The organism is Cytobacillus sp. FSL K6-0129, assembly GCF_038007625.1.
In the GTDB taxonomy this organism is placed as follows: Bacteria; Bacillota; Bacilli; order Bacillales; family Cytobacillaceae; genus Cytobacillus; species Cytobacillus kochii.
In genome coordinates this window covers 4088086-4112504 of record NZ_JBBOXM010000001.1, presented here as the reverse complement: position 1 = coordinate 4112504, position 24419 = coordinate 4088086, and the positions used below count along the sequence as shown (strand labels likewise).

General features: G+C 35.8%; 23 protein-coding genes and 1 riboswitch. Of the genes, 6 read left to right on the top strand and 17 right to left on the bottom strand.

The genetic code is table 11. The features are described 5' to 3' along the window. Nucleotides 1-38 precede the first annotated feature (38 nt). The gene (locus tag MHI57_RS20925) at nucleotides 39-1376 is read left to right on the top strand and encodes a hemolysin family protein (protein WP_095370301.1); all 1338 of its coding nucleotides are present in this window, start codon (nucleotides 39-41) and stop codon (nucleotides 1374-1376) included. A 21-nt stretch (nucleotides 1377-1397) separates the two neighbouring features. Here the strand turns inward: MHI57_RS20925 and MHI57_RS20920 are convergent, their stop codons facing one another. The 6 genes from MHI57_RS20920 to MHI57_RS20895 form a co-directional block, all read right to left on the bottom strand. After that, nucleotides 1398-1616, bottom strand: a complete 219-nt coding sequence (locus MHI57_RS20920) for a hypothetical protein (RefSeq protein ID WP_095370302.1) — start codon at nucleotides 1614-1616, stop codon at nucleotides 1398-1400. Between the two features lie 263 nt (nucleotides 1617-1879). After that, nucleotides 1880-3073: a thiolase family protein gene (locus tag MHI57_RS20915; RefSeq protein WP_340978127.1), complete on the bottom strand. Its 1194-nt coding sequence runs from the start codon at nucleotides 3071-3073 to the stop codon at nucleotides 1880-1882. Beyond that, entirely contained in the window at nucleotides 3070-3714 is a 645-nt protein-coding gene (locus MHI57_RS20910) for a 3-oxoacid CoA-transferase subunit B (RefSeq protein WP_095373519.1), read from the bottom strand. The genes MHI57_RS20915 and MHI57_RS20910 overlap by 4 nt, the downstream gene beginning before the upstream one ends. A gap of 7 nt (nucleotides 3715-3721) precedes the next feature. Then, nucleotides 3722-4408, bottom strand: a complete 687-nt coding sequence (locus MHI57_RS20905) for a CoA transferase subunit A (protein WP_095370304.1) — start codon at nucleotides 4406-4408, stop codon at nucleotides 3722-3724. Continuing rightward, on the bottom strand, nucleotides 4405-5124 hold the full coding sequence (locus MHI57_RS20900; RefSeq protein WP_340978126.1) for a carboxymuconolactone decarboxylase family protein: 720 nt from the start codon (nucleotides 5122-5124) through the stop codon (nucleotides 4405-4407). Before MHI57_RS20900 ends, MHI57_RS20905 begins: the two co-directional genes overlap by 4 nt. Nucleotides 5125-5326: 202 nt before the next feature. Continuing rightward, complete coding sequence (locus MHI57_RS20895; protein WP_095370306.1) at nucleotides 5327-6172, bottom strand: alpha/beta fold hydrolase; 846 nt, start codon at nucleotides 6170-6172, stop codon at nucleotides 5327-5329. A 322-nt stretch (nucleotides 6173-6494) separates the two neighbouring features. Here MHI57_RS20895 and MHI57_RS20890 point away from each other — a divergent pair, with 322 nt between their 5' ends. Then, nucleotides 6495-6803 carry a hypothetical protein gene (locus tag MHI57_RS20890; protein WP_095370307.1) on the top strand — a complete coding sequence of 103 codons (309 nt, stop codon included), beginning with the start codon at nucleotides 6495-6497 and terminating at the stop codon, nucleotides 6801-6803. 469 nt (nucleotides 6804-7272) lie between these two features. On the opposite strand, the gene MHI57_RS20885 is transcribed toward MHI57_RS20890, so the two are convergent. Beyond that, on the bottom strand, nucleotides 7273-7398 hold the full coding sequence (locus tag MHI57_RS20885) for an FbpB family small basic protein (protein ID WP_095370308.1): 126 nt from the start codon (nucleotides 7396-7398) through the stop codon (nucleotides 7273-7275). Nucleotides 7399-7927: 529 nt separating this feature from the next. Between MHI57_RS20885 and MHI57_RS20880 the strand changes: the two genes are divergently transcribed. After that, complete coding sequence (locus MHI57_RS20880; RefSeq protein WP_095370309.1) at nucleotides 7928-8371, top strand: GNAT family N-acetyltransferase; 444 nt, start codon at nucleotides 7928-7930, stop codon at nucleotides 8369-8371. A gap of 155 nt (nucleotides 8372-8526) precedes the next feature. Here the strand turns inward: MHI57_RS20880 and MHI57_RS20875 are convergent, their stop codons facing one another. Then, the gene (locus MHI57_RS20875) at nucleotides 8527-8793 is read right to left on the bottom strand and encodes a hypothetical protein (protein ID WP_095370310.1); all 267 of its coding nucleotides are present in this window, start codon (nucleotides 8791-8793) and stop codon (nucleotides 8527-8529) included. A gap of 640 nt (nucleotides 8794-9433) precedes the next feature. Beyond that, nucleotides 9434-9478: riboswitch (PreQ1 riboswitch) on the top strand. A 6-nt stretch (nucleotides 9479-9484) separates the two neighbouring features. On the opposite strand from MHI57_RS20875, the gene MHI57_RS20870 reads away from it, so the two are divergent. After that, a complete protein-coding gene (locus MHI57_RS20870; RefSeq protein ID WP_307317121.1) occupies nucleotides 9485-10003 on the top strand; it encodes a QueT transporter family protein in 519 nt (172 codons plus the stop codon). Nucleotides 10004-10043: 40 nt separating this feature from the next. Here the strand turns inward: MHI57_RS20870 and MHI57_RS20865 are convergent, their stop codons facing one another. From MHI57_RS20865 to MHI57_RS20845, 6 genes are all read right to left on the bottom strand, one after another. After that, nucleotides 10044-10895 (bottom strand): IS3 family transposase, encoded by an 852-nt coding sequence (locus MHI57_RS20865; RefSeq protein ID WP_328200406.1) that lies wholly within the window; start codon nucleotides 10893-10895, stop codon nucleotides 10044-10046. Next, nucleotides 10892-11221: a transposase gene (locus tag MHI57_RS25105; RefSeq protein ID WP_251161713.1), complete on the bottom strand. Its 330-nt coding sequence runs from the start codon at nucleotides 11219-11221 to the stop codon at nucleotides 10892-10894. Before MHI57_RS25105 ends, MHI57_RS20865 begins: the two co-directional genes overlap by 4 nt. A gap of 120 nt (nucleotides 11222-11341) precedes the next feature. After that, the gene (locus MHI57_RS20860) at nucleotides 11342-12181 is read right to left on the bottom strand and encodes a TerC family protein (protein WP_411674999.1); all 840 of its coding nucleotides are present in this window, start codon (nucleotides 12179-12181) and stop codon (nucleotides 11342-11344) included. Between the two features lie 298 nt (nucleotides 12182-12479). Continuing rightward, entirely contained in the window at nucleotides 12480-14105 is a 1626-nt protein-coding gene (locus MHI57_RS20855; protein WP_095370312.1) for a M20/M25/M40 family metallo-hydrolase, read from the bottom strand. A 313-nt stretch (nucleotides 14106-14418) separates the two neighbouring features. Beyond that, complete coding sequence (locus tag MHI57_RS20850) at nucleotides 14419-15789, bottom strand: aspartate kinase (protein WP_095370313.1); 1371 nt, start codon at nucleotides 15787-15789, stop codon at nucleotides 14419-14421. Between the two features lie 433 nt (nucleotides 15790-16222). Beyond that, complete coding sequence (locus MHI57_RS20845) at nucleotides 16223-18970, bottom strand: GTP-binding protein (RefSeq protein ID WP_340978125.1); 2748 nt, start codon at nucleotides 18968-18970, stop codon at nucleotides 16223-16225. 330 nt (nucleotides 18971-19300) lie between these two features. Between MHI57_RS20845 and MHI57_RS20840 the strand changes: the two genes are divergently transcribed. Next, nucleotides 19301-20218 carry a DUF1002 domain-containing protein gene (locus tag MHI57_RS20840; protein ID WP_224934877.1) on the top strand — a complete coding sequence of 306 codons (918 nt, stop codon included), beginning with the start codon at nucleotides 19301-19303 and terminating at the stop codon, nucleotides 20216-20218. 451 nt (nucleotides 20219-20669) lie between these two features. On the opposite strand, the gene MHI57_RS20835 is transcribed toward MHI57_RS20840, so the two are convergent. The 3 genes from MHI57_RS20835 to MHI57_RS20825 form a co-directional block, all read right to left on the bottom strand. Next, nucleotides 20670-21563 (bottom strand): M23 family metallopeptidase, encoded by an 894-nt coding sequence (locus MHI57_RS20835; protein WP_095370315.1) that lies wholly within the window; start codon nucleotides 21561-21563, stop codon nucleotides 20670-20672. 113 nt (nucleotides 21564-21676) lie between these two features. Continuing rightward, nucleotides 21677-22030 carry a hypothetical protein gene (locus tag MHI57_RS20830; RefSeq protein WP_095370316.1) on the bottom strand — a complete coding sequence of 118 codons (354 nt, stop codon included), beginning with the start codon at nucleotides 22028-22030 and terminating at the stop codon, nucleotides 21677-21679. Between the two features lies 1 nt (nucleotide 22031). After that, the gene (locus tag MHI57_RS20825; protein WP_340978124.1) at nucleotides 22032-22499 is read right to left on the bottom strand and encodes a GNAT family N-acetyltransferase; all 468 of its coding nucleotides are present in this window, start codon (nucleotides 22497-22499) and stop codon (nucleotides 22032-22034) included. Nucleotides 22500-22693: 194 nt separating this feature from the next. On the opposite strand from MHI57_RS20825, the gene MHI57_RS20820 reads away from it, so the two are divergent. Further along, the gene (locus tag MHI57_RS20820) at nucleotides 22694-24352 is read left to right on the top strand and encodes a glutamine--tRNA ligase/YqeY domain fusion protein (protein WP_307317141.1); all 1659 of its coding nucleotides are present in this window, start codon (nucleotides 22694-22696) and stop codon (nucleotides 24350-24352) included. The last annotated feature ends 67 nt before the right edge of the window (nucleotides 24353-24419 follow it).

The following is a 24419-nucleotide window of genomic DNA, read 5'->3' as shown; positions in this document are numbered from 1 at the left end:
ATAGGAGGTGAAAGTCTTACCAAAAGTAAGACGATTACATTTTGACGGTAACGTTAAATTTAATATTACTTGTTATACTTATTGCTTTAACTGCTTTTTTCGTGTCGACGGAATTTGCAATAGTTAAGGTTCGAATGTCTAAGATTGATCAATTGATAGCGGAAGGGAATAGTAAAGCTGTTTCAGCAAAAAAAGTAGTCACCCATTTAGATGAATATCTATCCGCATGTCAGCTTGGAATCACTGTAACAGCACTTGGATTGGGGTGGTTAGGTGAACCCACAGTACTCAAGTTATTACAGCCATTATTTAATAATTTAAATCTTAATGCCTCTCTTACACATGTGATTTCGTTTGGTGTATCATTTGCGATTGTGACTTATTTACATGTGGTCCTTGGTGAATTGGCCCCAAAAACGATCGCTATTCATAAGGCAGAAGCCATTACCCTTGGTTTTGCTAAACCTATTATTTGGTTTTATCGCATTACCTATCCTTTTATTTGGGTGTTAAATGGATCAGCCCGTCTAATTGTAGCGCTTTTCGGTTTCAAACCTGCATCTGAGAGCGAAGCAGCACACTCGGAAGAAGAGTTACGAATTTTAATGTCTGAAAGTTATAAGAGTGGTGAAATCAACAAAAACGAATTAAAGTACATGAATAATATATTTGAATTCGACGAAAGAGTAGCGAAAGAAATCATGGTACCACGAACAGAAATTATTACTTTTTCTATCGATGATTCCTTTGAAAACCTTAGAAATATTATTAAACAAGAACGTTACACTCGTTATCCAGTTGTCGATGGTAATAAAGATAATATTGTCGGTTTTGTTAATGTTAAAGAGTTTCTTACCGCAAACCTTCAGCCTGAACAAACAAAGAAGCTTTCTATACATGATTTCATTAATCCTGTGTTGCGTGTTATTGAAACCATTCCAATTAACGACTTATTAATAAAAATGCAAAAAGATCGTATACACCTCGCAATCTTAATGGATGAGTATGGTGGAACGTCTGGATTAGTAACCGTTGAAGATATTGTTGAAGAAATTGTAGGTGAAATTCGTGATGAATTTGACGAAGATGAAATTCCTGAAATTCGTAAGATAAAGGAAGGCCATTATATTCTTGATTCTAAAGTATTAATTGAAGATGTTAACCATTTGTTAGACCTTGACTTGCCAGATGATGAGATCGATACAATTGGAGGATGGTTCCTCACATTAAATTTTGATGCGAAACTTGGTAGTCAATTAGAGTTGGATGGATACTTGTTTACTGTAACCGAAATTGATGGTCACCAAATACATTATCTCGAGGTAAAAAAAATGGATGATCCTATCATGACAAACAAAGAGCCGCTTATTGATTAATGAACGGCTCTTTGTTTTCACTTATACTAACTTTTTATCATCGAGTTTGAGCTGTTCTTCTAATTCTCTTCTCATTTTATCCGTTTCTAATAAATAATTTTGATGTTTTAATTCTTCTAATTTTATTTGATCTTCAATTATTTTCGCCTTTAATTCGGTTTGAGAACTTAAATGACTAGTAATAATCGCAACGATCGGTATACCAAAAATCATTATGACTGATACTAATCCAATAATCATTCTGCCTATCCCTCCTCTAACAAATCGATCTTATTTACTATATTCTATGTTCAAAACAGCATTTCCTTTACCCTTAAACAACAAATGAGGTAATGTTTCACTTTTCAAAAGGCAAGTCCTGACCTATATTAATTCAAAATATGAAGTTACTTTCTTGGTACGAACCTTTCTATATATACGGTTTGTGCGAAAAAAAGTTTCATCTTTCAGGTATAAATGACTATTTCAAAATAAAAAGGACACCGTCAATCGATGTCCATTCGTTAAATTTGTAAATTTTCAATAATGGTGGATATACCGAGTCCACCGGCGATACAAAGTGTAACAAGAGCATATTTCTTTCCTGTTCTTTCAAGTTCATGGATAGCCTTTGTTAAAAGAATTGATCCAGTTGCTCCAATTGGATGCCCCATAGCAATGGCCCCTCCGTTCAGGTTTACTTTTTCTATGGATAATCCAAGCTCTTTTATAACAGCTAGAGCTTGAGCTGAAAAAGCTTCATTTAACTCAATAATATCCATATCCTCTATTGTTAATTGAACTTGTTTTAACGCCTTTTGTGTGGCAGGTACAGGGCCTATCCCCATATATCTAGGGTCAACACCAGCAGCTGCTTGAGCAATGATTTTCACTTTCGGTTGAATTGAGAACTCATCTGCTTTCTCCCTTGACATCAAGAGTAATGCAGCTGCACCGTCATTTCTACCACTGCTATTACCTGCAGTGACTGTCCCTCCTTGTTTGAATACTGGCTTCAGCTGTGAGAGTTTTTCTATTGTCGTTACACGGGGGTGCTCATCCACCATAAAAGTTGACGATTTTTTTCTTTCATTCACAGTGTAAGGAAGAATCTCCTTTTCAAAAAAGCCAGCAGTAATAGCTGATCTTGCATTTTCTTGGCTTCTTAGCGCAAATTCATCTTGTTCCATTCTTGAAATTCGATACTTTTCTGCTAAGTTTTCAGCGGTCATCCCCATCGTTAATTGCCCATATTCTTCCACAGGTTGTGAACCAGGCTGACTTTCCGTATTAGGATCAAGTAAAAGCCCATTTCCTGACTTAAGGCCGAAGCGAATATTCCGCATATAATATGGTGCTGTGCTCATAGATTCCGCTCCACCTGCAATAACAACATCGGCGAATCCACTCATGATTTGTTGGGCAGCTGAGTGAACGGATTGTACTCCTGAGCCACATTGGCGATGTAAAGTATAACTTGGTATACTTTCAGGAAAACCTGCTCTTAATGTAGCTAGCCTGGCTAAATTAGAGGCATCTGCACTTTGTTTTGCTTGTCCGATAATAATTTCATCGATTTCATTTTTAGGTACCTTCATCTTTTCCATTAACCCTTTAAGTACATGGCTAGCTAAGAAATCGACCGTTTCATTACCTAAACTACCACCTAGTTTCCCAATCGCTGTCCTCTTCGCTTCTACAATCACTACATCTTTCATCGCGTTTGCCCCCCGTTATTATGGCAATCTTCATTAAAAGGAGCTTCCGTCTTTTCTCTTATTTCTTCAATAGTGCTATTTGGCATTATTTCTATACAGTATAATTCTCCATTTCTCACCTCAAAAACAGCGAGCTCGGTAATAATTAAATTGACACTTCTTGTGGATGTTATTGGATAAGTACATTCTTTTAAAATTTTGCTCGTACCATCTTTGGATGTATGAGACATGGTCACAATAATTTTCTTTGCCCCTGTAAGTAAATCCATTGCACCCCCAACACCCATAATATTTTTTCCTGGAACTGCCCAATTGGCAATTAACCCTTTGGCATCTACCTGTAATACACCTAATATCGCCACATCTACATGTTGTCCTCGAATCATAGCAAAGGACTCCGCACTATTAAAATATGAAGCTCCAATTGCTTCACCTACAGGTAACTTACCAGCATTCACTATATTTGGATCAATATCAGCCTCGTTAACATCCGTTACCCCTAATAAGCCATTTTCTGTATGGAAAAATATATCACCATCTGCAATATGATTGGCAACAAGAGTCGGAATACCAATCCCCAAATTGACAACTGAGCCACTTTTTAGTTCTTGAGCAGCACGTTTAGCAATTAAATTTTGCATTTCATTTTTATCCAACACTCTTCACCCCATCTTTCGTTAAAATCTTCGTTGCTTTCACGATCCCATTTACAAATAGATGGGGTGTAATGATTTCTTCTGGAGATAGTTCACCAGGTTGCACAATTTCGTCCACTTCGGCAATCACATAATCAGCAGCTGTCGCCATCATCGGATTAAAGTTTCTAGCTGTTTTGTAATAAACAAGATTCCCTAATGTATCAGCTTTCCACGCACGAACTAATGCTACATTTGCTTTTAATGCGGGTTCAAAAATATATTTCACACCATTGATCTCTTTTTCTTCTTTTCCTACGGAAAGTTCAGTGCCTACACCGGTTTTCGTGTAATAGCCACCAATACCTGCACCACCTGCACGAATCGATTCTGCCAAAGTTCCTTGTGGAAGAAGCTCTAGCTCTAACTCACCTCTTTGATAGGCATCTCCCACATCTCGATTACTCGTGAAATAAGAGCCAATTCCTTTTTTTACTTTCTTTTGATTAACGAGTATACCTAAGCCTTTTCCCTTTTCACCGAGATTGTTAGAAATGATTGTTAATCCTGAGACGTCTTTTTGTGTAAGTTCATCAATTAATGTCAGCGGTGCACCAATCAAGCCAAAGCCGCCAACCATGATTGTTTGATTGCTTTCCAATTTTTCAATTGCTTCTTTTGCCGTAGAAAAAATTTTCATTGCTCATGCCCCATTCTTAAAGAGTCGCTTGCTTCGAACCAAGCTGGAATACCGGCTGTCAATAAACAAATGGCACCTGTTTCAGCTAACTCGGGCTCTTCTGCCCCACTTCGTCTCGCTTTTTCCATCCACGTTCCCGCTATCTTACCATTGAGAACAGTAATATAAATACCGCTCATTAATAAAAGCTTGTTCTTACGAGAAACATGACCATCTCGGAGAATGACCTCTTCCATATCTCCTCCATCTTTTTTCGTTTGTAGCACGTTCTCAATAAACGCAGCATTCTCACTACCGATCATTTGTATATATTGACACAATATTTCTTCAACAGTATCTATATTTATTCGGTCTAATGTCTCGTCACCGACTAACTCACAAGCATATTGCATGGACTTTAAACCAGTTAGAAGAGCTTGTTGTCCATTATATAAATAACTAACTAATAAATATTCTGCTAATTCCGGTAACGAAGCTCCACCATTTATAGCACCCTTCGTATGGTAGACCATACTCCTTTCATATAATCTCGCCGCATTCATACCGACAAGTAATATATCTTTTTCTTTTACAGACAAAGCCCCCGGTTTCATAATGTCCCCACGGAGACTTGTATACTGATCGAGCATGTTTGGACTATAATCATGCATCTGTTGTACCCATCCAGGAACTTGATCATATACTTTTTTAAAATAGTCCAATCCCTTACTACTCATATTAATATCCCACCTTTTTATAAATGTTTATTTATACGCAAAAAGGCTACTTTAAACGAGACGCCTACAAAAAGGGTAAGAGTCTGAAGAGTTTAAAGTAGCCAGTATGTCCAATAGCTTAATTAAAAAAGTTCGTTTTCTAACGGCTAATGAATAGGCTTTCATTCTGTTTGTTTTTATTTTACACCACTTTTGAAAAATTTCAACTAGTCGCATCAATATTTCTTAAAAAAGCTTTTATGCTATTGTAAATTTCTGGTCTTGAAGTAAACACTAATGTATAGTGATTGCATGGCGTCGTTATTTTCTCTATTTGCTTAGCATATACCATTGTATCAATATAATCTTCTGCATGAAATAACGGGTCCATTGCACCAATTCCACCCTCTGCATGAACAAGAAAGACTGGGCAATTCACTTCTTTAAATATTTCTTTAGGATCAAATGTATAGAAACTGTCAAAATCGGTTTTAATCTTTCCTTCACTTGCATGATTTCTCCACTTTTGACCGATTTGATGAATCTCATATAAGCCAACGTTTTGCATATGCTCATCCCAAGGCACACCTAAGTTTTGATAAATTTGTTTAATCTCATCTAAGTATGCTTGTTCACTTTCATACGCTTTGCTCAATCGGGCAAGAGAGGGTTCAACAATCTTCTTTTGATGTGGTGTACATGTCGCTGCACCATCTAGCAAGATTAATCCTCGAACTTCAGATTGAAGTCTACTGGCCACAATAGAACAGATAAAAGCGCCCATACTATACCCCATCAAAATTGGTTGATCAATATTTAACTCTTTAATCAATGCTTCAACATCTAAAGCATGCTTCCATATGCTCGTATCCTCATCTGCATCCGCACTTTGCCCTCTACCTCTGACATCAATACTTACAATACGATAATCTTTTAAACTTTCTGCATAATAGTGCATTTGCATATAATTACCCGTTAACCCATGGACAGCAATTATCGTCCCTTTCTCACCTGGGTAATCAGCTATTTGTATACTTCGACCATTAATATTTTTTTGATAACATTCCATTATGACACCTCTTTATAAAAATATAAAACTAGTTATACTCCTTATTATTTGAAATGTCAAAAACTTTCCCCATCGTTATATCCTGTAAAATCCCTTGTTGATGTTGATGGTTATACTATAAATACCACTTGTTTTTTAGAGCAATTATAAGAATAAAAAATGATACGTTTAACTATTTACTTTTAGTCATCTTTTCGAATTTGATTAATAAATTATATTGAAAGTGGAAGAATCAAATGGATGATTTCTCTTAATCTTTTATTTTACAAATCAGCTAAAGTGGGTATAATGAATAGTAACTTGAAAGAAAGGTGGGGTACGGATGACTGGCAAAAAGATATACTCTTTTGGATTACTTATCATGTTCTGTGCATTTTTAGTTGTCCACTATCCTAGCGATCATTCAAGTTTGAGCACTTGGGGAGACCATCAGCATGCAGTCTTTAACGACTCCCATTTAAGTGATACCTCTCCATTAAAAGATGAGCTCAAAAAACATCCTCTTGTTTTCGAGCATGTTTCACTGATACTCATCAGCTTACTCTTACTTGGCATCTGCCAACTCGCTTATGTTTCTATGCAAAACAGTAGACATAAGCAGCCGATTTTCTTCCAATCTAATTATCTCTAATTATTCCTTAAATTTGTAAGAATATAACACAAATTTAAGGAGGATATGATAATGATTGTTCGTATGATTATGATTAGTATGTTTTCAATAACTGCAACTACACTTTTATTTTTCCAAGGATTAGAGATTTTTCAAGCTTTCTTCGACTATTATAAAAATAAATAAATACGTTAATTTAGCCGCTCACTTTACTTGAGCGGCTTTTATTTTAATCACTTCTATTCCTTGTTTTTAGAAACAACCATTAGCAGGGTAACTAATTATTATTCTAAAGTCATTGCGATTCGCCTCATAAACCACTAGATATTTTTAATGGGCTTTGGTGGTATAGTAAAAAATGGGCAAAATCCATCCAGCCATACTGTTGAGATAGAACTAGATATTAAATTAAACAATAAAACAAGGTCGCCCATTCACTACAAGTAAAAAGACCAGAATAATTATCCTGGTCCCCTTCTATATAAAAGCTTTATTTCGCTTTTTCATGCCTTTTTTCTAAACGTTTTTCGATGACTTCAAGCTGATCTGGATTTTTTAATAACTCTTCTTTATTACGACGAACTAATTCGATGTATGATAACTTTTTCTTTCTCATAAATATTTCTCTCCTTATTTAAATGACTTTATTTTCTGAAAATAAAGTACATATCTTTTTAGAAGAAAACAGTTTTGTAAGATTTTCTGACAAAATTAATTGTCCATACAAAATCCTTTTGAGTTTTCTTTAAATTCAGATTAATATGAAACAGAAGAAATGTCAAGACTTTTGAACCAAAATGCTATCTTTATATAATTATGTCATAAAACCTTCACAAAATTTTAACAATTAAACAAACCTTATTAAATACTGTTTTATAACATATTCAAACAATATTGAGCTGTATTCATATAGGAGAATTTTCTTAGACCCATCAAATATCTGGTATATCAAAAACATATTGACATAAATACCCTTTTATATTACATTTTCTTATTTATTGATGTAACCTCCCCTCTTTAGCTAAGGTCCCAGACATAGAAAATTAACATGAAAGCCAAATAGGCAAATTTTCTGTGGTAGAATAATCCATAAATAACCGGTTTGGCTGGTTTAATAATACATTTAGCGATAAGGAGAATTTACCTTGGAATTTAAACTATTAGAAATGAATGATTTAACTAAATGCTCGGAAACATTTATTGAAGTATTCAATGATGAGCCATGGAATGATGAATGGACATTTACAAAGGCTAAAAAATATTTACTGAGTTTTTATCAGACACCTGGATTTTTAGGCGTTTTAGCAGTAGAAAACGACGAAATTATCGGCTTTATTCTTGGTGTAAAAAGAGTATGGTGGAGCGGAGATGAGTTTTTTATTAATGAAATGTGTGTAAAAACACAAAGTCAAAATAATGGTATTGGAAAAGCGCTGTTAAATCATTTAATAAAAGAGCTTCATAACAGTAATATAAGTAACATTACACTTCTCACAGATAGAGGTATACCTGCCGAAGAATTTTATAAGAAAAATGGTTTTGAAGAAATAGAAAGAATCATTTTCTTGCATAAGAACATCCAACTTTAGTTCTAGAAGTAGATTTATCCATTTTAATTGGATAAGAAAAGACTGGTGTTATAACCAATTATTGATAATAAACACCCAAATTGTAAAAGAAGGTCTTTTACTAACCAGAGTTTCTTTAGTTAAAGAGCCCATCTCGATTGAGAAGGGCTTTAGGTTTATTCATCTCGATTATCATTATCATTCATATCTTCCGGGTCTTCCACCGCATCTTCTGGATCCGGATCACTATCTTTTTCATCATCTTTAAACATAGTATCATCTTCATCTACTCCAGGTATGTTCTCATCACCATTATTATCATTTTCTACACCATTATTGGTTTCTGGAGGTGGATTCTGATCTTGATCATCATTCGCTCCACATGCTGCTAACGAGAAAGACAATAAGATACTTGAAAGAATGAATAAAAACCTTTTTGCCATAACTTTCAACTCCTTTTAAATTATTGACTCTTAAGTCGTAAATATTTTCCCCTTTTATAAGAAAAATATTTATAAAAAAGTAAACCTCCCACTTAGAGGAGATCTACTTGGAAGGAGTTATACACCAATAGTATGTTCTTGACGTATAGAAAGTATCCTTTTAATAAGGTTATTACTCATACTTAAAATATTGATCAACATAATTGAAGTTGACATCGCTTCTTGTTAGTGCATCCAATACAGAAAAACGCATTCAGATTTTAGTACTAAAAGAGTAATATGACAGAGCCAAGCTGGTTGTTAAGTATCCGATAGAAGATGAAGTGAAGTCAACTAGACTAAAAACTCAAGATGGATAAACGTACTATGGATATTTTTAAAGAACTTATTTGAAGTAACACTTGAAAAACGTAAAGATATAGATGAAATCTCAATTCACGGACTACACACGGAAGTATTTTGTTTTATAAAGGTATTTCTCTCTAAGGCATGCTGATGTAAATACAACCAATACACGCAGTTTAATAAGGGAATTAAGAAAAGTTGATGAGGATTTTACAGTGAAAGTTCTAGCAGCTTTATAATTCTTTTAAAAAATACCATTTACAAACACTCCTAAAACCTGATATTATAACCTATTGTTGACGTGGTTCGAAACCATCCCACGATAAAAAACTAGGAGTGTAATCAAATGAATATTAGAATGATTGTAGCTAATGGTCTTTTGGCTGCTATGTATATTGCCATATCAATGGTATTACAGCCAATTGCTTTTTCAGCTATTCAGTTTCGTTTTGCTGAGATATTTAATCATCTCATTGTTTTAAATCGTAAATTTATTTACGGCATTGTCCTTGGTGTTTTCTTAACGAACCTATTATTTTCACCAATGAAGCCATTTGATTTAACATTTGGGGTCGCCCATTCCATTATCTGTTTACTAATTAGCTTAGTACTTTTTAAATTTGTTAAAAATATTTGGTTACGGATGTTAGTAAACACCATCGTCTTTACTGTAATGATGTGGATTATTGCCTTACAATTAAAAATTGCTATTGGTCTTCCATTCTTATTCACATGGCTCACAACTGCCATTGGCGAATTTGCTGTTTTAATTATCGGGATGCCTATTATTTACTTTTTATATAAGCAGTTGTATAAAAGTAATTTAGATTTATCTAATGATATGAAAAAGCGTTCAACCTTTTAAAGAGGTGGTCTTGCCCCTGTCAAGTAGACAACATAAAAAGCTAAGCAGTGAGCGCGTGTCGATATTCAATCGGCGCGCGTTTCTTTAGTTTCTTTTGTCTTCGTTTGTAATTGTAATGGTAAATGTAATCCTCAAGAGCTTGCTCTAGTTCTTCTTCTCCCTTACACTTACTTATATACAGCTTCTCGGTTTTGAGGTGTGAAAAGAATGATTCTATACAGGCATTGTCCAGGCAGTTTCCTTTGCGAGAGTGGCTGCCTTTGATGCCATAATCCTTTAATCGGTTGCCGTATATTTTTGACGTGTACTGGAAGCCTTGATCCGAATGGAGAACGGCTCCAGCCACGTCTTTTTTCTTTGTCCATTTCTCTACCGTTTTTAACACAAGTTCCAAATCATTTCTTTGGGCTAGCTCCCAACTTACTATTTCGTTATTAAAGAGATCCTGTATGACCGATAAATAATAATATTCTTCGCCAACAGACACAAATGTGATATCCGTTACCATTTTTTGATTAGGTCCTACCGCCTTGAACTTCCTTTTCAGACGGTTAGGAAAGAGGTTAGAAGGACTATGACCATGTCGTTTTCTCTTTTTTCGGATGACTGATTGTATGTTCATTGCCGTCATCAATCGGTAGACCTTTTTGTGATTAATTAAATACCCGTTTTCATTTAATTCGTCTGTAATACGGGGTCGTCCATATTCGGGATGCATAAAATGTATGCCCAAAATGTGCTCTCGAATCTTTTGTTCATCCCTAACTTTTGCTTCGCGTTTATGATTGTTTTTTCTCCATTTGTAGTAGCTAGCCGGTTTGATATAGGCAATCTCCAACAGCCAGGAGACCGGATAGGTAACCCTTAACTCATCCACCAATTCATATTTCATTCGTCTGGGGTTTTCTCCTCCTTTACCAGATTTGGATACTGCTTTTTTAGAAATTCAACTTGTGCTTTCAAATAATCCCTTTCCTCTTCAACCGACTTAAATTTAGTCCTAGGCCTGCCTTTTAAAGGATTAGAAACTCCTTTACGCTCATCAAACGGGGCTCCTTCTTTCCATTTCTTAACCCACACTTTAAGCTGGCTGCAGTGACGGATTCCCAGTTCCTCTGCCAATGCTTTATAACTTTTAGACCCATTCACATATTTCATGACGGCATTATGTTTAAACTCTTCCGAATAACTATTAAAAGTTTGTCCTTTCTTTGCCATAGAAAAATCCCCTCCAAGGTAGCATTCTTTCCTTCATGGTAACATGAAGGTTTTTTTGAATGTCTACTTAAAGGGGACATTAACAAGGTGAACGCTTTTTTAATAACTCCAATCAAAATTTTACAATTGTTCTTTTTCTTCCTTTAATGCCTGATCTAAACGGTCGTCGTCTCCAGCTCCATCTTCATCAATTTTTTCTTTAGATAAGAACCAACCGCCTACTGCGATAAGAATAAGAACGATGTAGAACGTTGCTTTCCAAGCGGTTGAATGAGAGAATCCCTCCGGTAATACAGCCAGTGCAGGGTGTGCAAGAGTCGTAACTGCTAACTTTACACCTACCCAACCGACGATCAAAAAGGCAGTAATTTCTAACCCAGGACGTTTATGAAGTAAGTCTACAAAGATATTAGCTGCAAACCTCATAATAATTAGCCCAATCATACCACCTGCAAATACAACGAGGAATTGTCCTGTATCCATACTTCCAATTGTACCAATACCAGTTGGTGGTAATGCCATCGCTAAAGCAATTGCTGCCAAGATTGAGTCTATTGCAAAGGCAATATCAGCTAACTCAACTTTAAGAACCGTCATCCAAAAACCTGATTTCTTTTTCGGCTTGGCTGAAGGATCAGGCACGTCATGCTTTTTGACCAGAAACTTCCGGAATATATGATTCGCTGCGATAAAGATTAAATAAATTGCACCTAATGCTTGAATTTGCCATACATCAACAAGAAATGAAATAGCGAATAATGAAGCAAACCTAAATACAAACGCTCCAGCTAAACCATAAAATAATGCTTTCTTTCTTTCCTTTTCAGGTAAGTGTTTGACCATAATGGCTAGAACAAGTGCGTTATCCGCTGCTAATAATCCTTCTAATACGATAAGAACTAAAAGCACCCAACCATACTCTAATAATAATGCTGCTTCCAAATGAATTTCCTCCTTCATTTATGTAACATCCCCTGCGAATATCATCTTCAAGTAAGAAAAACAGTATTAGCATTTACTTAACATTCCCTGTTTATTTCACTTAAAAACAAAAAACCTTTACCGATATTCGGTAAAGGTTTAAAACATAAAAGACCTTCACCGAATTTGGTAAAGGTCTTGCTAACAACGATCAGAATTGTTGCCAACAAAGCCGAGAGCATGATACTCCGAATTGACGACTTTGCTGTAAAAGCTACTCCCCTTTGGAGATGCTATTCATTTGATACCTCTATCATATGCAATCATACCTCAGCTGTCAATCATTTTTTTGCTGTTCATGTATTTTTATTAAATGGGCTAATAGTTTTGGTAAAGTTTCGAAAGCAAAAGGAATTTGCAGACGCTCTGTTTTTTGATGTGCATCCCTTCCCATTGGTCCAACATTAATTACAGGGGCAGTTATCTTTGCCATTTCCTTAAATGGGATGGAATACAATTTCTCTCCTCCTGGCAAATTATCGTTATAAATATCCATATCCTTTAAATCAGCATGTAGGCCCGCATAACTCAAATCAGATATACCATTGAAATAATTGACTGGGTGAATACGCTCTTGATATTTTGTGTCAGCAAACTCTATTAAAGAAGAAGATAATTCAGCAATACACTCATTCTCACTAGAATTAACAGCAGGATAATACGGTGGGGCATAAAATAAAATAATCATCGGACCTAATTCTTGACACAGCATTGCCAATTGGTCGACAATTTGTATCGTTTGATCACGAATATCGCCCTCGGTCTCTTTGGCAATCGATTGCTCTAGTATATCTATATACTCTGCACTTGTTTTCTTGACTGCGTAAGCCCTGATTTCCTCATACAAATAAACGTGAATATGTGATAACTGTGACTCATCCAAACCATTTAATCGATATTTATCTCTTATAAATGCTTCCATTTTATCAGCGGCCTTTATAGCCACTTTCTTCATTTCATGCATGACATCAACAGGATTTCTTTTCATTAATAACACATTATAAAGACTTGCTGAACGATGAGGAATTTGTGTCGTATAGCCTTTTTTCAAATCTCTTTGCCAAAGCAATGTCGGTGGAGGAGACATCACACCATTTACCTGTTCTGAAAGCTCTTCATTCCACTCAACTTCATTCGTTAAAATAGATGACATCCAACAAGCATTCATCCCAGAAAACGGCTCACCGACATGAGATTCTTTCCCAAAACACAATGCTCCCGGCATAATTTTGCCTATCGTTCCTGTATAAAAATAATGATTATTATCTTGGGGAACTTGAGAAAACATCGGCTCGGAATTTAAATATAATGTATAATTGAGGCAATGTTCTTCTCCAAGAGAAACTAATCTTGGAATCACTTCTCTCATACCAACTGAATTCACTTCCTCGTCTGGGACAGCTACTAATAACAAATTGATGTTCCAGTCTTCATTCGCCGCTTTTTCTAACAAAGACATATGTTGAACTAATCCGCATTTCATATCCATCATACCTCTACCAAACAACCAATCTCCACTAATTAAATCTTCTTTTGCATCTTCCGGTAAGGTATCAAGACGATTATGCAGCTCTCTCGTCAATTCAACAGGATTAAAAGCGAGATGCTGCAGGTCACCATAGTCTTCAATATCTACTACGTCAAAATGACTAATCATCACTACCGTTTTTTCTGCTAAGTTATTTTTATATAGAGCCGTTAATATAGAACGACCATCTGAAGTCGGATGATTCACTACATACCCGGGATATTTTTGGTAATAAGGTAAAGATTTTAATACTTGTTCCACTCTTAAAGGAAAGTATTTCTCTCCTGGTGAAAGGCTAACACTATCAATGGACACAAGCTCTAATAAAGTGGCCAACATTTGACTTTTAGATTGAATAAACATATCTGTGCTCATATCACTTGCCCCCCTTATTATTTTCATCACCTAGGTGGTTGCCCTGAGATACTATATGCTTATGAATTAGTATAATGATGCGTGTTTTTTACTACTGTTTAAAGAATATATTAGTCCTTTGTACCAGCTAAGTAAATATATTTTTAGAAAATTGGAAAACGGGGTATATGTTAAACAATTAAAAACTTTAACAGAAACTACTCACAGTATTCATTCACATTCAGTAACTTAGGTATAGATAACACAAAGAACCTGCATATACACTTTTCTACCAGTGTATATGCAGGTTTCCCTACAGACCCCTAACATAGCTTTATCCAATTGGTAATGCGACCTCTGCAAAAAATTCTTCATACAATGCCTGAACAGCTTTCTTCTCATCTACTTCTTTAACCGCAAACATCATACTTACCTCTGAAGATCCTTGGTTAATCATTTCAATATTAACATCCGCTTTGGCTAAAGCATTCGCAGCCCGAGCCATCGTGCCAATGTTATGACGCATACCTTCGCCAACAACCATAATCAACGCCAAACTATGTTGAATATGTACTTCATCGGCTACTAATTCACTTTCTAAACGTTTAAGTAAAACTTCTTCTTCATCTTCTTGTAGTTGATTCTCTTTAATAATCACAGTCACATCGTCTATACCCGATGGTGTATGTTCATAACTAATCCCGAACTCTTCTAAAATGGCATATAATTTTCGACCAAATCCGATTTCACGATTTAATAAATATTTACTGACATAAATACTACAAAAACCAGTAGCACTCGCAATACCGACAACTGGCCCATTTTGATTTTCTCTTGTCCGTAAAATCGTCGTGCCTCTTGCCCTTGGATTATTCGTATTTTTGATTTGCACAGGGATTCCTGCTTGAATGGCAGGTATAAGCGCCTCTTCATGTAAAACAGTAAAACCTGCATACGATAATTCGCGCATTTCTCGATAAGTTAATTCTTTAATTTCTTTTGGCTGTTCAACGAAAGTTGGATTTACTGAAAAGACTGCATCCACATCGGTGAAATTTTCATATACATCTGCCTTTACCGCATATGCTAAAATCGACCCGGTGACATCAGAACCACTACGAGAAAAAGTAAATATCCCTCCGTTTTGGCCATAACCAAAAAATCCTGGAAAAATAATCAGTTCACAAGACTCACGTAGACGTCTAAGCTTTTCATAAGATTTAGGTAACACTTGCGCATTGCCATGCTCATTTGAAACAATTAGCCCTGCTTCTCTAGGATTCATATACTTAGCTTTCACGCCTTGTTCTTGGAAATAGCATGCAACCAATTTAGCATGGTTATCTTCTCCACTTGCTTTTATACAATCTAAGTATTGTTCAGGGTTGTTTTTATCTCCAGCCAGCCTCACTAATAAATCATTTTGAATCGTCTCAATGATGGTTGGCGGTAGTATAAGGTCGTCAGCAATTTCTTTATACCGAGCGACCACTTGCTCAATATAAGGACTCGGATCTTCATTATTGATTGCATGCAAACCACATGAAATAAGTAAATCAGTCACCTTTGTATCATTCTCATGTCTTTTACCCGGAGCCGACACCACAATTATTCTTCTTTCATTGTCAGAATGCACAATATCAAACACACGCTTTATATGCTTAGCATCGGCAAGCGATGAACCGCCAAATTTAACAACTTTCATCAAGACATCTCCCAATTTATTCTCTATTTTATATCTTCATTCTACTACTGAATGAGAAATAATCAAGAACTTTTTCTACTCAGTGAGAACAAATGTATTTTTAGAAAGGACATAAATGTGATGAAATGAACAATTTGTTAGTAGATACCAATGCGAAAAATTCTTGTTTTTGTAAAGAAAATCAGTGAAAATACCACTCATTTTTCTTCAAATGCCAATGATATGCTTTTTCTTAACAACAGCTAGTTGAAAATAATTTAAGCACTACTTCTAAACAATCTTTAATCGATATTTTCCTATTGCAACTATTACTCCATTCCTTACTTCAGCACTTTTGTCTTTTACTGACCTTAGGAAACTTATCTAAAAACACCGTAGACATAGTCTACGGTGCTTCAGTTCATTCATACGGGTATTTTATCAGCTATATTGATTAAATATATTGCTTTGGTGTTTGAGACTTCTCCGTCATCCATTCATATTGCTTCCATTTTAACTCAAATAATTTTAATGGATCATGGTAGACTTCTGGATTACTTCTCATTATCTCTAGTTCTTTGTTATCATTTGCAATTGTCATATGAGATTCTTTTACTGTTTCTTCTAATACCGCAAATGGTGATTGGAAAAACATTTGAATATCACGATCCAACGCTTTCTCAAAAAGTTCAAATTGCTGGATAAAGTTGTCTGTAATTTGACTTGCTACCTCACGATAGTCCTCATTGTCAACAAATTGTTTATACTTATTGTAAAGCATTGTTTTATTTTGTGGGATGAGTCCAAAGATCTTCCCTGCGCTTTTCAATAGCATTTGCGTTGGTGTATGACGTAGCATAATATTCGCTTTATCTAACCTTACAGTACCGTGAGTCAGGCGGTCAGCATCGCGCTTCCAATCTTCGAGAATACGGAAATCACAGTTTAATTGTAATTTTTCAAAGCCGTATAATTCATTGAAGCTATCCGCCATCTCTACTAAGAAAGCCTGGCCTGTCAAAAATTCTTGCTCACTTTCCATAATCCAAGCTTGAATGGATTCCCTATATTCCGGTAATACCTTTTCGGATATATACTGTTGGACTCGTTCATTCATTTCATTATTCAACTCGATATGAAGCTTACTAAAGTCACTATCTTCTCGAATCAATTGGCTACACTCACGTAAAATATCTGGAATAGCTGCGGCTAGCTTATCTTCCATCGTCTTTTTAATATCACGATAAGAGTGACTGATATTTTTCACTTTTTCTTCTTCCATATCTTCTAATTGATGAATAGCACCATTCAACTTTGTTAACATTTCTTCATGCCAGTTCATATCATCAATTAGCGCATTTTCTTTTTCTATTCGTTTATCAAGAAGAAACTTAATCGATTTTTGAATATAATGCAGCATCTTCTCTGTCCGCTCTTGCATTAAATGACGTCCTTCATTCAATCCAGCTAAAAATACTGCAAAATCTTTCAACTGTTCTGTTGGATCATATTGCGGTGAGTAAGCAAAGATTGTTGCTCTTGGAAAATAGGTAGAAACTCTATCAGCAGTTTCATCCATCCACTGCATGGCTTCTTCCTCACTACTAGCTGCATCCATATGATTTAAAATAAAATGCACCGGTAGACTAGGTGATTGCTCTCTAATTTTTACGGCAACATCTAATTCTCTATCTGTTAACGGATACTCTGCATTTAAGATAAATAACAGGCTATCGGCAAAATGCAAATATTGAAATACATCATTTCTAAACTTGTTACTGCTAGAAAGGCCTGGTGTATCCATAACCGCCATTCTTTGTTGCGATAGGAAAGGTAGAGAATGTTTATAATCGACCAATACTTGGTCCGATCGTTTTTCTCCTGTTCTTAAATCATCCATAGAGTCAAGCGGGATAATAGCAGTATCAGAAATGGAAGTGAGTTCTTTATAATCAGCATGCTTATACATCACAGTTGCCGTTGTATTCTCTGCTTTCACATGATCTCCAAGTAATTCTTGGACAAACTCGGTCTTTCCACTCCCAGACATCCCCGCAATGATGACATGATTTGTTTCTAAATCAAGTAGTTCTTTTACCATCCATTCAAATCTTGCACCCATTAATACATCGTGTTTTCTTGCCCACTCCATGATGGATTGGAATAATTGATAATTCTCTTCAAGCGTATGCTCCACTGGCGCTGCTTCTTCTATCATTCTTTCCGCATCATTCATCACTTCAGCATCAAAACTCTTAGTAAATAGATCACTCCATGCAAGAACTGAAGCCGATGCAATAAGGCGGTAAGTATCTGAAGAGATTCTCAACCAGTTTTGCAAATGAGGTGGAACGATTTTAGAAATCTCTTTTATTTGTTTTTCGCCATTTATTAATTCGAAATAAGTATCATGATAAATAACCGATAATTCGTTCCAATGATACCCGCTTTGTGTATCTAACTTTTGCATAAGTTGGTTAAATTCATCTAACCAATTAAAATAGTATTCTTCCCCTTTATAGCTTTGCCAAAATGCGACAGATACAGCTTCGAACTGGCGAACATCATTTTGATAAAGAATCGTTAACGCCTCAATAAAATACTTGGGAGCCGTTTTTTTCGTTTTCCCTTCTATAACATATCCCTTTAATGTGTGGAACCAGCTAATTTCTTGCGTTCTCATGGCTTCATTTACAGCTAATTCCACTGCATTTTGCCAATCTTGATGGTCTTCAAAAAAGACGCGTGCGATTCTTGTTACATCTGGATAATCCGGATTTAAGAAGACTGCTTTTTTAATAGCATCTACTGCCTTCTCTAATTTTCCCTGTTGTATGTATAGAGAGAATAATTGGAGGAGTACTTCTATCTTCAATACATCTGAATCTGTATCAATTGATAAATAAATTTCCTCCGCAGTACCTAAGAGGTCTAATTCAAAATAGGCATCTGCGACATTTTTCCGTGCCCATGGTTGAAACTCATTATCTATATTTTCCCATTTAAAGATGGCCGCTTCATAATCTTTATGATGAAAATATACTTCACCTTGTGCAAACCGAATCATTGTCAGGTCTGGCGATTCTTTTAAATTCTCTTGCATATAAGCATTCCCTAATACTTCAACGGGATGTGTATGTTCATGATTAATTGTAAATGTGTCATGGAATTGTTTATTAATTAATTGATTTTCTATACTCATGATTGTTCCCTCTCTTTGCAATTTAGGATAGAACCATTATCCTATCTGCTTCTATCCTGTTATTCTAACAAAATAATCACTGCAAATAATTTCATTTAGCTATCATTTTTGATACATAAATGTTGAAGAATGTAATATTTTTAACTTACATTTATATTATTCGTTGCATTGTTACCTTTTTTGCACGTTGAATAGGAATTAGTTTTTGATAGGATTATATTTTTTAGAGTATGCCGAGTTTATACTATACATACCTCTCATCAATTTCTTTAAAATGAAACCTTTTTTATCCTGAAACGTCTATAATCTTAGTGAAAGGAGCGTCATACGATGAAGAAAAAATCGAGGGTTTTATCTATTATAACAACTATTACCCTATTATTCTCATTACAAACCACTGTTTTTGCTTCAACAGGGTCAGCCGATTCTGAGGAAAGTATTAATGAGAAATATGGATTACCAATTGTTGCCTATGGTGAGGCTTTAAGTTCAAGCCAGAAAGAGGAAACCAAAAAGCTATTAGGTGTAAAAGAAAACAGTAAAGTAGAAGAAATTATTATTACTGCTGATGATATTGTTCATTATATTAAAGGTGATCCCCGCTCTAATATGTATTCCTCCGCGAAGATTACGCGCACAGATACAGGTAAGGGTGTAATCATCAACCAAATGACACCTGAAAACATTACTGAAGTAACTGATGAAATGTATGCCAATGCCTTACTTACAGCTGGTATAGAAGAAGCCATAGTTGATATCGCTTCTCCGGTAAAAGTCAGTGGTCACTCAGCTTTAGTTGGAATATACAAAGCCTATGACCAAGGTGAAGGCGAGAAGTTAGATGAGGAAAGAACAGAAGTAGCTAACGAAGAACTAAGTATTGCGACAAATTTAGCAAAAAAAGAAGGTATGGACCAAGAGAAGGTAACCGAACTGCTCACTGAAATCAAAAAAGAAATAGCTGAGCAAAACCCTGCAACAAAGGAAGATATCCAACAAATTGTTGATGAACAAATGCAAAAGCTAGAAATACAGCTTAGCGAAGAAGACCGCAAGCTCCTCTATGACCTTTTTGAAAAAATGCGAGAACTTAATATTAACTTTGATAATGTCAAATCCCAATTAGAGGATTTGGCCAATAGTGTACAGGAAAAAATTTCAGAAGCAGTTGGTGATAAAGGTTTTCTTCAAGCTGTATCTGACTTCTTTAAGAATTTAATCGATTCTATAAAAGGAATTTTCTCCTAATAAATTTGAACCAACTCCAATTACGGAGTTGGTTCTTCTCTTTTTGAAAGATTTCGGTAGGACAAACAAGACCAATTTTGTGAAACTCACTTACTTTTTTATTTCTAAAGTAGTAAATGCATGATAGCTAACTATCAATATATAAGTGAAGAGACACCATGCGGGTAATCACAATAGATAGCTGGGGAAATCGAGGGTGCACGGGCTTCTTTGGGTATTCAGCATAGTTAGCTGAGCACAAATCGAAATTGCTCGGCCTTCTTGGGAGTTTTCAGCTTACTTAGCTGGGCAAACCGAGATTGCTTGGGTTTCTTTAGAGTTTTCAGCTTACTTAGCTGGGCAAAACTCATGTGTTTGGCTATCACTTGAATTTCTGGCAGCAAACCTCCATAACTTTGTTAATCACCCAAGGGGACCAAACGATTGACATATAGCCTTTCTTCATTGACAATCACCAAACAATGCTATTTCTAACTAAAAATCTGCCATCAAATTCAATCGGAACGCCTTTTCCGTCTTTTTCAGCATGAATATGTAGATGTGGTTCTGACGTATTACCTGAATTGCCAACTAAACCGATTGGCTCGCCTACTTCTACCCTGTCACCTGATTGAACACGTACACTACCTTCTTGCATATGTGCTAGTAAAACCTCTACACCTTCACAGGATATAACAACTGAATTACCTGCTGCATTTTTAGGGTCTGCATTGGGAGGGACTAAATCTGCTAAATCATTCTCCGCTTGGACAACCTCTCCAGTACACGGACTTGTTAGCTCATCACCGAATATTTCGTATTTATCCAACTCATTGGGATAAATTCCAGTTGCTCGACTACCTAGCGCATTTAATTTCACGATATCTACCGCATAGGCTTGACTCTCATGAGCATGATGATAATTGATTTGGACATGACTGCCACCTTGCCCAACATAATAAACCCCATCATGCAGCGGGAAATCTAACTGTACTGCCTTCATATTCGTTGAGAAACCACTAAATGTCGATACATTATAATAACCAAAAACAAGAATAAGAAGCCCGTAAATGACCATTGATATTTTTTGCGATAAATTGAATTCTGTCTTAAACGGTAGTTTGTTCACTTTCTTCCAAGATAAAAATACAGCAGCAATGAAAAAGACCAAAATAAGAAATCGTAAGTAGTAACTAAACAAATCCCACGGAGAGGAAAAGAACAGCCAAAGGATGAGTAAACCTGTCATCGTAGCCTGTAAAAGCCAGTCTAGCTTACTATGAACCTTTCCTTTCCATAATGAAAAAGAAAAAACAACAGGTAAAACAAACTGAATAAACAATAAAAAGAGGATATCAAAGGTCATCGAATGTCTCCTTTTCTCGTAAAGTTATCTAAGATACGTCTGACGACTATTAAATGTTCCCTTTTTTTTATGAAAATGACTTTTACCCTGTAGAGCGACTGAATAAAGTACCTTCATTGCTCAGATATATTTTGTAATAACCTCTCCACTCTGTCCAAACTAATAAATAAAACAAGCATTGATCCTATGCCCCAAAAGTGCCAATATCTTGTATTATGGAAGAGTAGAACTGCTCCAACGAAAAACATTAGTAAGGAAAAAACGATACTAAGTAAGACTTTCTTATCTTTCAAAATAGTCGTTTTTAAAGAAACTCTCCTTTTTCTTACTACAATAATAGCCAAGAAACACATCCCTAAAGCAATAATATGCATAATTCCATTTCCGTTTCTACCTAATTGATCAACTGTTAAAGATAACAAAAAGCTTCCAACTACAATCATGCTCACACTTAAAATGACGCGCATTTCACCCCTCACTCCCTCTACTTAAACATCGGATCCACTCATATTCAATAGCAGGTAGCCCTTCTTCGTTATCACTACTATAGGCTATCTTTTTAAATCCTTTGCCTTCGTAAAACTGCTGTGCTTTTTTGTTTACATCGAAAGTATATAATTTTAAACGCCCGCATGAACGAGCTTTCGCATGCTCTAATAATGCCCCACCAATCCCCAATCCTTGATGAGCTAAATGTACATATAGTTGATTAATCTCGCCTTCATTATAAGCAATCATGCCAATTGGCGTTTCATTTAGCACCGCTAAATCTACTTGAAATTGTTTTGTTAACATATGATTGAGAAAATAGATATGCTCTGTCATACTATGTATTTCCTTTTGACCAATAGCAGTTTCTTTACTCTCCCTCCAAAAGCTAACTGTCGAGAGGGCATACTTCTTTTCATAAGCAATGATTTGCCAGTCTTTCGCCATATAACTCTCCCCTTCATTGTCCAACCCTTATATATATTCATGACAAAAAGACGATCCCCTCCTTATTTATATGGAGAAAAACTTTTTAAGCGCGCTTTTTTTGTATATAATAGATAGAATCAACAGGCACTTTATTTATAGGCTTATTCAGATTAAAATAAGGTAAAGAACAAGGTAGAAAGGCTGATATCGGATTGGAACAATCAAACTTTATTCGTACAATTATTAAAGAAGATTTAGAAAATGGAAAGCGCGACACTGTTGTAACCCGTTTCCCACCTGAACCAAATGGCTATCTTCATATTGGACATGCCAAATCCATCATTATTAACTTTGGTTTAGCAGACGATTTTAACGGGCAAACAAACTTACGCTTTGACGATACAAACCCACTAAAAGAAGACCAAGAATATGTCGATGCCATTAAAGAAGATGTAAAATGGCTCGGGTATGATTGGGAAGAGCTACATTATGCATCTAATTACTTTGATGAAATGTATAACCGTGCAGTGCTTTTAATTAAAAAAGGCAAAGCATATGTCGATGATTTAAACCAAGATGAAATTCGTGAGTACCGTGGGACTTTAACTGAGCCTGGTAAAGAAAGTCCTTATCGTAACCGTTCAATTGAAGAAAACCTAGACCTATTCGAAAAAATGAAAAACGGGGAATATGAAAACGGTCAAAAAGTTTTGCGTGCAAAGATAGATATGTCATCACCAAACTTAAATTTACGCGACCCTGTCATTTACCGTATCTCTCATGCGACTCATCACAATACGGGTGATACATGGTGTATTTATCCTATGTACGCTTTTGCCCATCCGCTTGAAGATGCAATCGAAGGTGTAACGCACTCATTATGCACGACAGAATTCGAAGATCAACGTCCTCTTTATAATTGGGTTGTAGCGGAATGTGAAATGGAAAACCAACCACAACAGATTGAATTCGGACGCTTAAATATTACAAATACAGTAATGAGTAAGCGAAAACTAAAGCAATTAGTAGATGAAGGAATTGTTGATGGCTGGGATGACCCAAGAATGCCAACGATATCGGGTCTGCGTCGCAAAGGGTATACTGCTAGTGCCATTCGTGAATTTGTTCAAGAAACTGGTGTCTCTAAAGGTAGTGGTGCAGTGGATGAAATGATGCTTGAGCACTATGTGCGCGAAGATTTAAAACTCAGTGCCCCACGAACAATGGGAATCTTGAAACCTTTAAAAGTTGTAATTACCAATTACCCTGAAGGTGAATCCGAGTGGTTAGAAGCGGAAAACAATCCTGAAAACGAGGAAATGGGTACAAGACAAATTCCATTCTCTCGTGAAATATATATAGAACAAGAGGACTTTATGGAAAATCCTCCAAAAAAATATTTCCGTCTTTTCCCTGGAAATGAAGTGCGCTTAAAGCATGCTTATTTCATCAAATGTAATGATGTGATTAAAGATGAAGATGGTAATGTTGTTGAATTACACTGCACTTATGATGTTGAAACGAAAAGTGGTACAGGTTTTACAGGTCGTAAAGTCAAAGGTACATTACACTGGGTTGATGCAAAAAGTGCCATCCCTGCTGAATTCCGTCTATATGAACCTTTAGTATTAGACGAGCAAATGAAAGAAGAAGCATCAGAAGACAAAGATTTCTTAGACTATATTAATCCAAATTCACTTGAAGTGGTGCAAGGATTTATTGAACCAAACTTGAAAGATGTTCAACCACAAGATAAATTCCAGTTTTTCCGTCACGGTTACTTCAATGTCGATTCTAAATATAGTACACCTGAAAAACCAGTCTTCAACCGAATTGTATCGTTAAAAAGCTCTTTTAAGCTAAATAAGTAAGATATCTTACGCGAATGATTCTACTTAATGAATCATTCGTGTTTTTCGTGATCTGATCTTTACACCG

Coding starts and splice junctions, on each gene's coding strand:
- MHI57_RS20920 (WP_095370302.1), bottom strand. CDS start 1,616: ATGATTATTGGATTAGTATCAGTCATAATGATTTTTGGTATACCGATC.
- MHI57_RS20915 (WP_340978127.1), bottom strand. CDS start 3,073: ATGAAAGATGTAGTGATTGTAGAAGCGAAGAGGACAGCGATTGGGAAA.
- MHI57_RS20910 (WP_095373519.1), bottom strand. CDS start 3,714: ATGCAAAATTTAATTGCTAAACGTGCTGCTCAAGAACTAAAAAGTGGC.
- MHI57_RS20905 (WP_095370304.1), bottom strand. CDS start 4,408: ATGAAAATTTTTTCTACGGCAAAAGAAGCAATTGAAAAATTGGAAAGC.
- MHI57_RS20900 (WP_340978126.1), bottom strand. CDS start 5,124: ATGAGTAGTAAGGGATTGGACTATTTTAAAAAAGTATATGATCAAGTT.
- MHI57_RS20895 (WP_095370306.1), bottom strand. CDS start 6,172: ATGGAATGTTATCAAAAAAATATTAATGGTCGAAGTATACAAATAGCT.
- MHI57_RS20890 (WP_095370307.1), top strand. CDS start 6,495: ATGACTGGCAAAAAGATATACTCTTTTGGATTACTTATCATGTTCTGT.
- MHI57_RS20885 (WP_095370308.1), bottom strand. CDS start 7,398: ATGAGAAAGAAAAAGTTATCATACATCGAATTAGTTCGTCGTAATAAA.
- MHI57_RS20875 (WP_095370310.1), bottom strand. CDS start 8,793: ATGGCAAAAAGGTTTTTATTCATTCTTTCAAGTATCTTATTGTCTTTC.
- MHI57_RS20870 (WP_307317121.1), top strand. CDS start 9,485: ATGAATATTAGAATGATTGTAGCTAATGGTCTTTTGGCTGCTATGTAT.
- MHI57_RS20865 (WP_328200406.1), bottom strand. CDS start 10,895: ATGAAATATGAATTGGTGGATGAGTTAAGGGTTACCTATCCGGTCTCC.
- MHI57_RS25105 (WP_251161713.1), bottom strand. CDS start 11,221: ATGGCAAAGAAAGGACAAACTTTTAATAGTTATTCGGAAGAGTTTAAA.
- MHI57_RS20860 (WP_411674999.1), bottom strand. CDS start 12,181: ATGAAGGAGGAAATTCATTTGGAAGCAGCATTATTATTAGAGTATGGT.
- MHI57_RS20855 (WP_095370312.1), bottom strand. CDS start 14,105: ATGAGCACAGATATGTTTATTCAATCTAAAAGTCAAATGTTGGCCACT.
- MHI57_RS20850 (WP_095370313.1), bottom strand. CDS start 15,789: ATGAAAGTTGTTAAATTTGGCGGTTCATCGCTTGCCGATGCTAAGCAT.
- MHI57_RS20845 (WP_340978125.1), bottom strand. CDS start 18,970: ATGAGTATAGAAAATCAATTAATTAATAAACAATTCCATGACACATTT.
- MHI57_RS20840 (WP_224934877.1), top strand. CDS start 19,301: ATGAAGAAAAAATCGAGGGTTTTATCTATTATAACAACTATTACCCTA.
- MHI57_RS20835 (WP_095370315.1), bottom strand. CDS start 21,563: ATGACCTTTGATATCCTCTTTTTATTGTTTATTCAGTTTGTTTTACCT.
- MHI57_RS20830 (WP_095370316.1), bottom strand. CDS start 22,030: ATGCGCGTCATTTTAAGTGTGAGCATGATTGTAGTTGGAAGCTTTTTG.
- MHI57_RS20825 (WP_340978124.1), bottom strand. CDS start 22,499: ATGGCGAAAGACTGGCAAATCATTGCTTATGAAAAGAAGTATGCCCTC.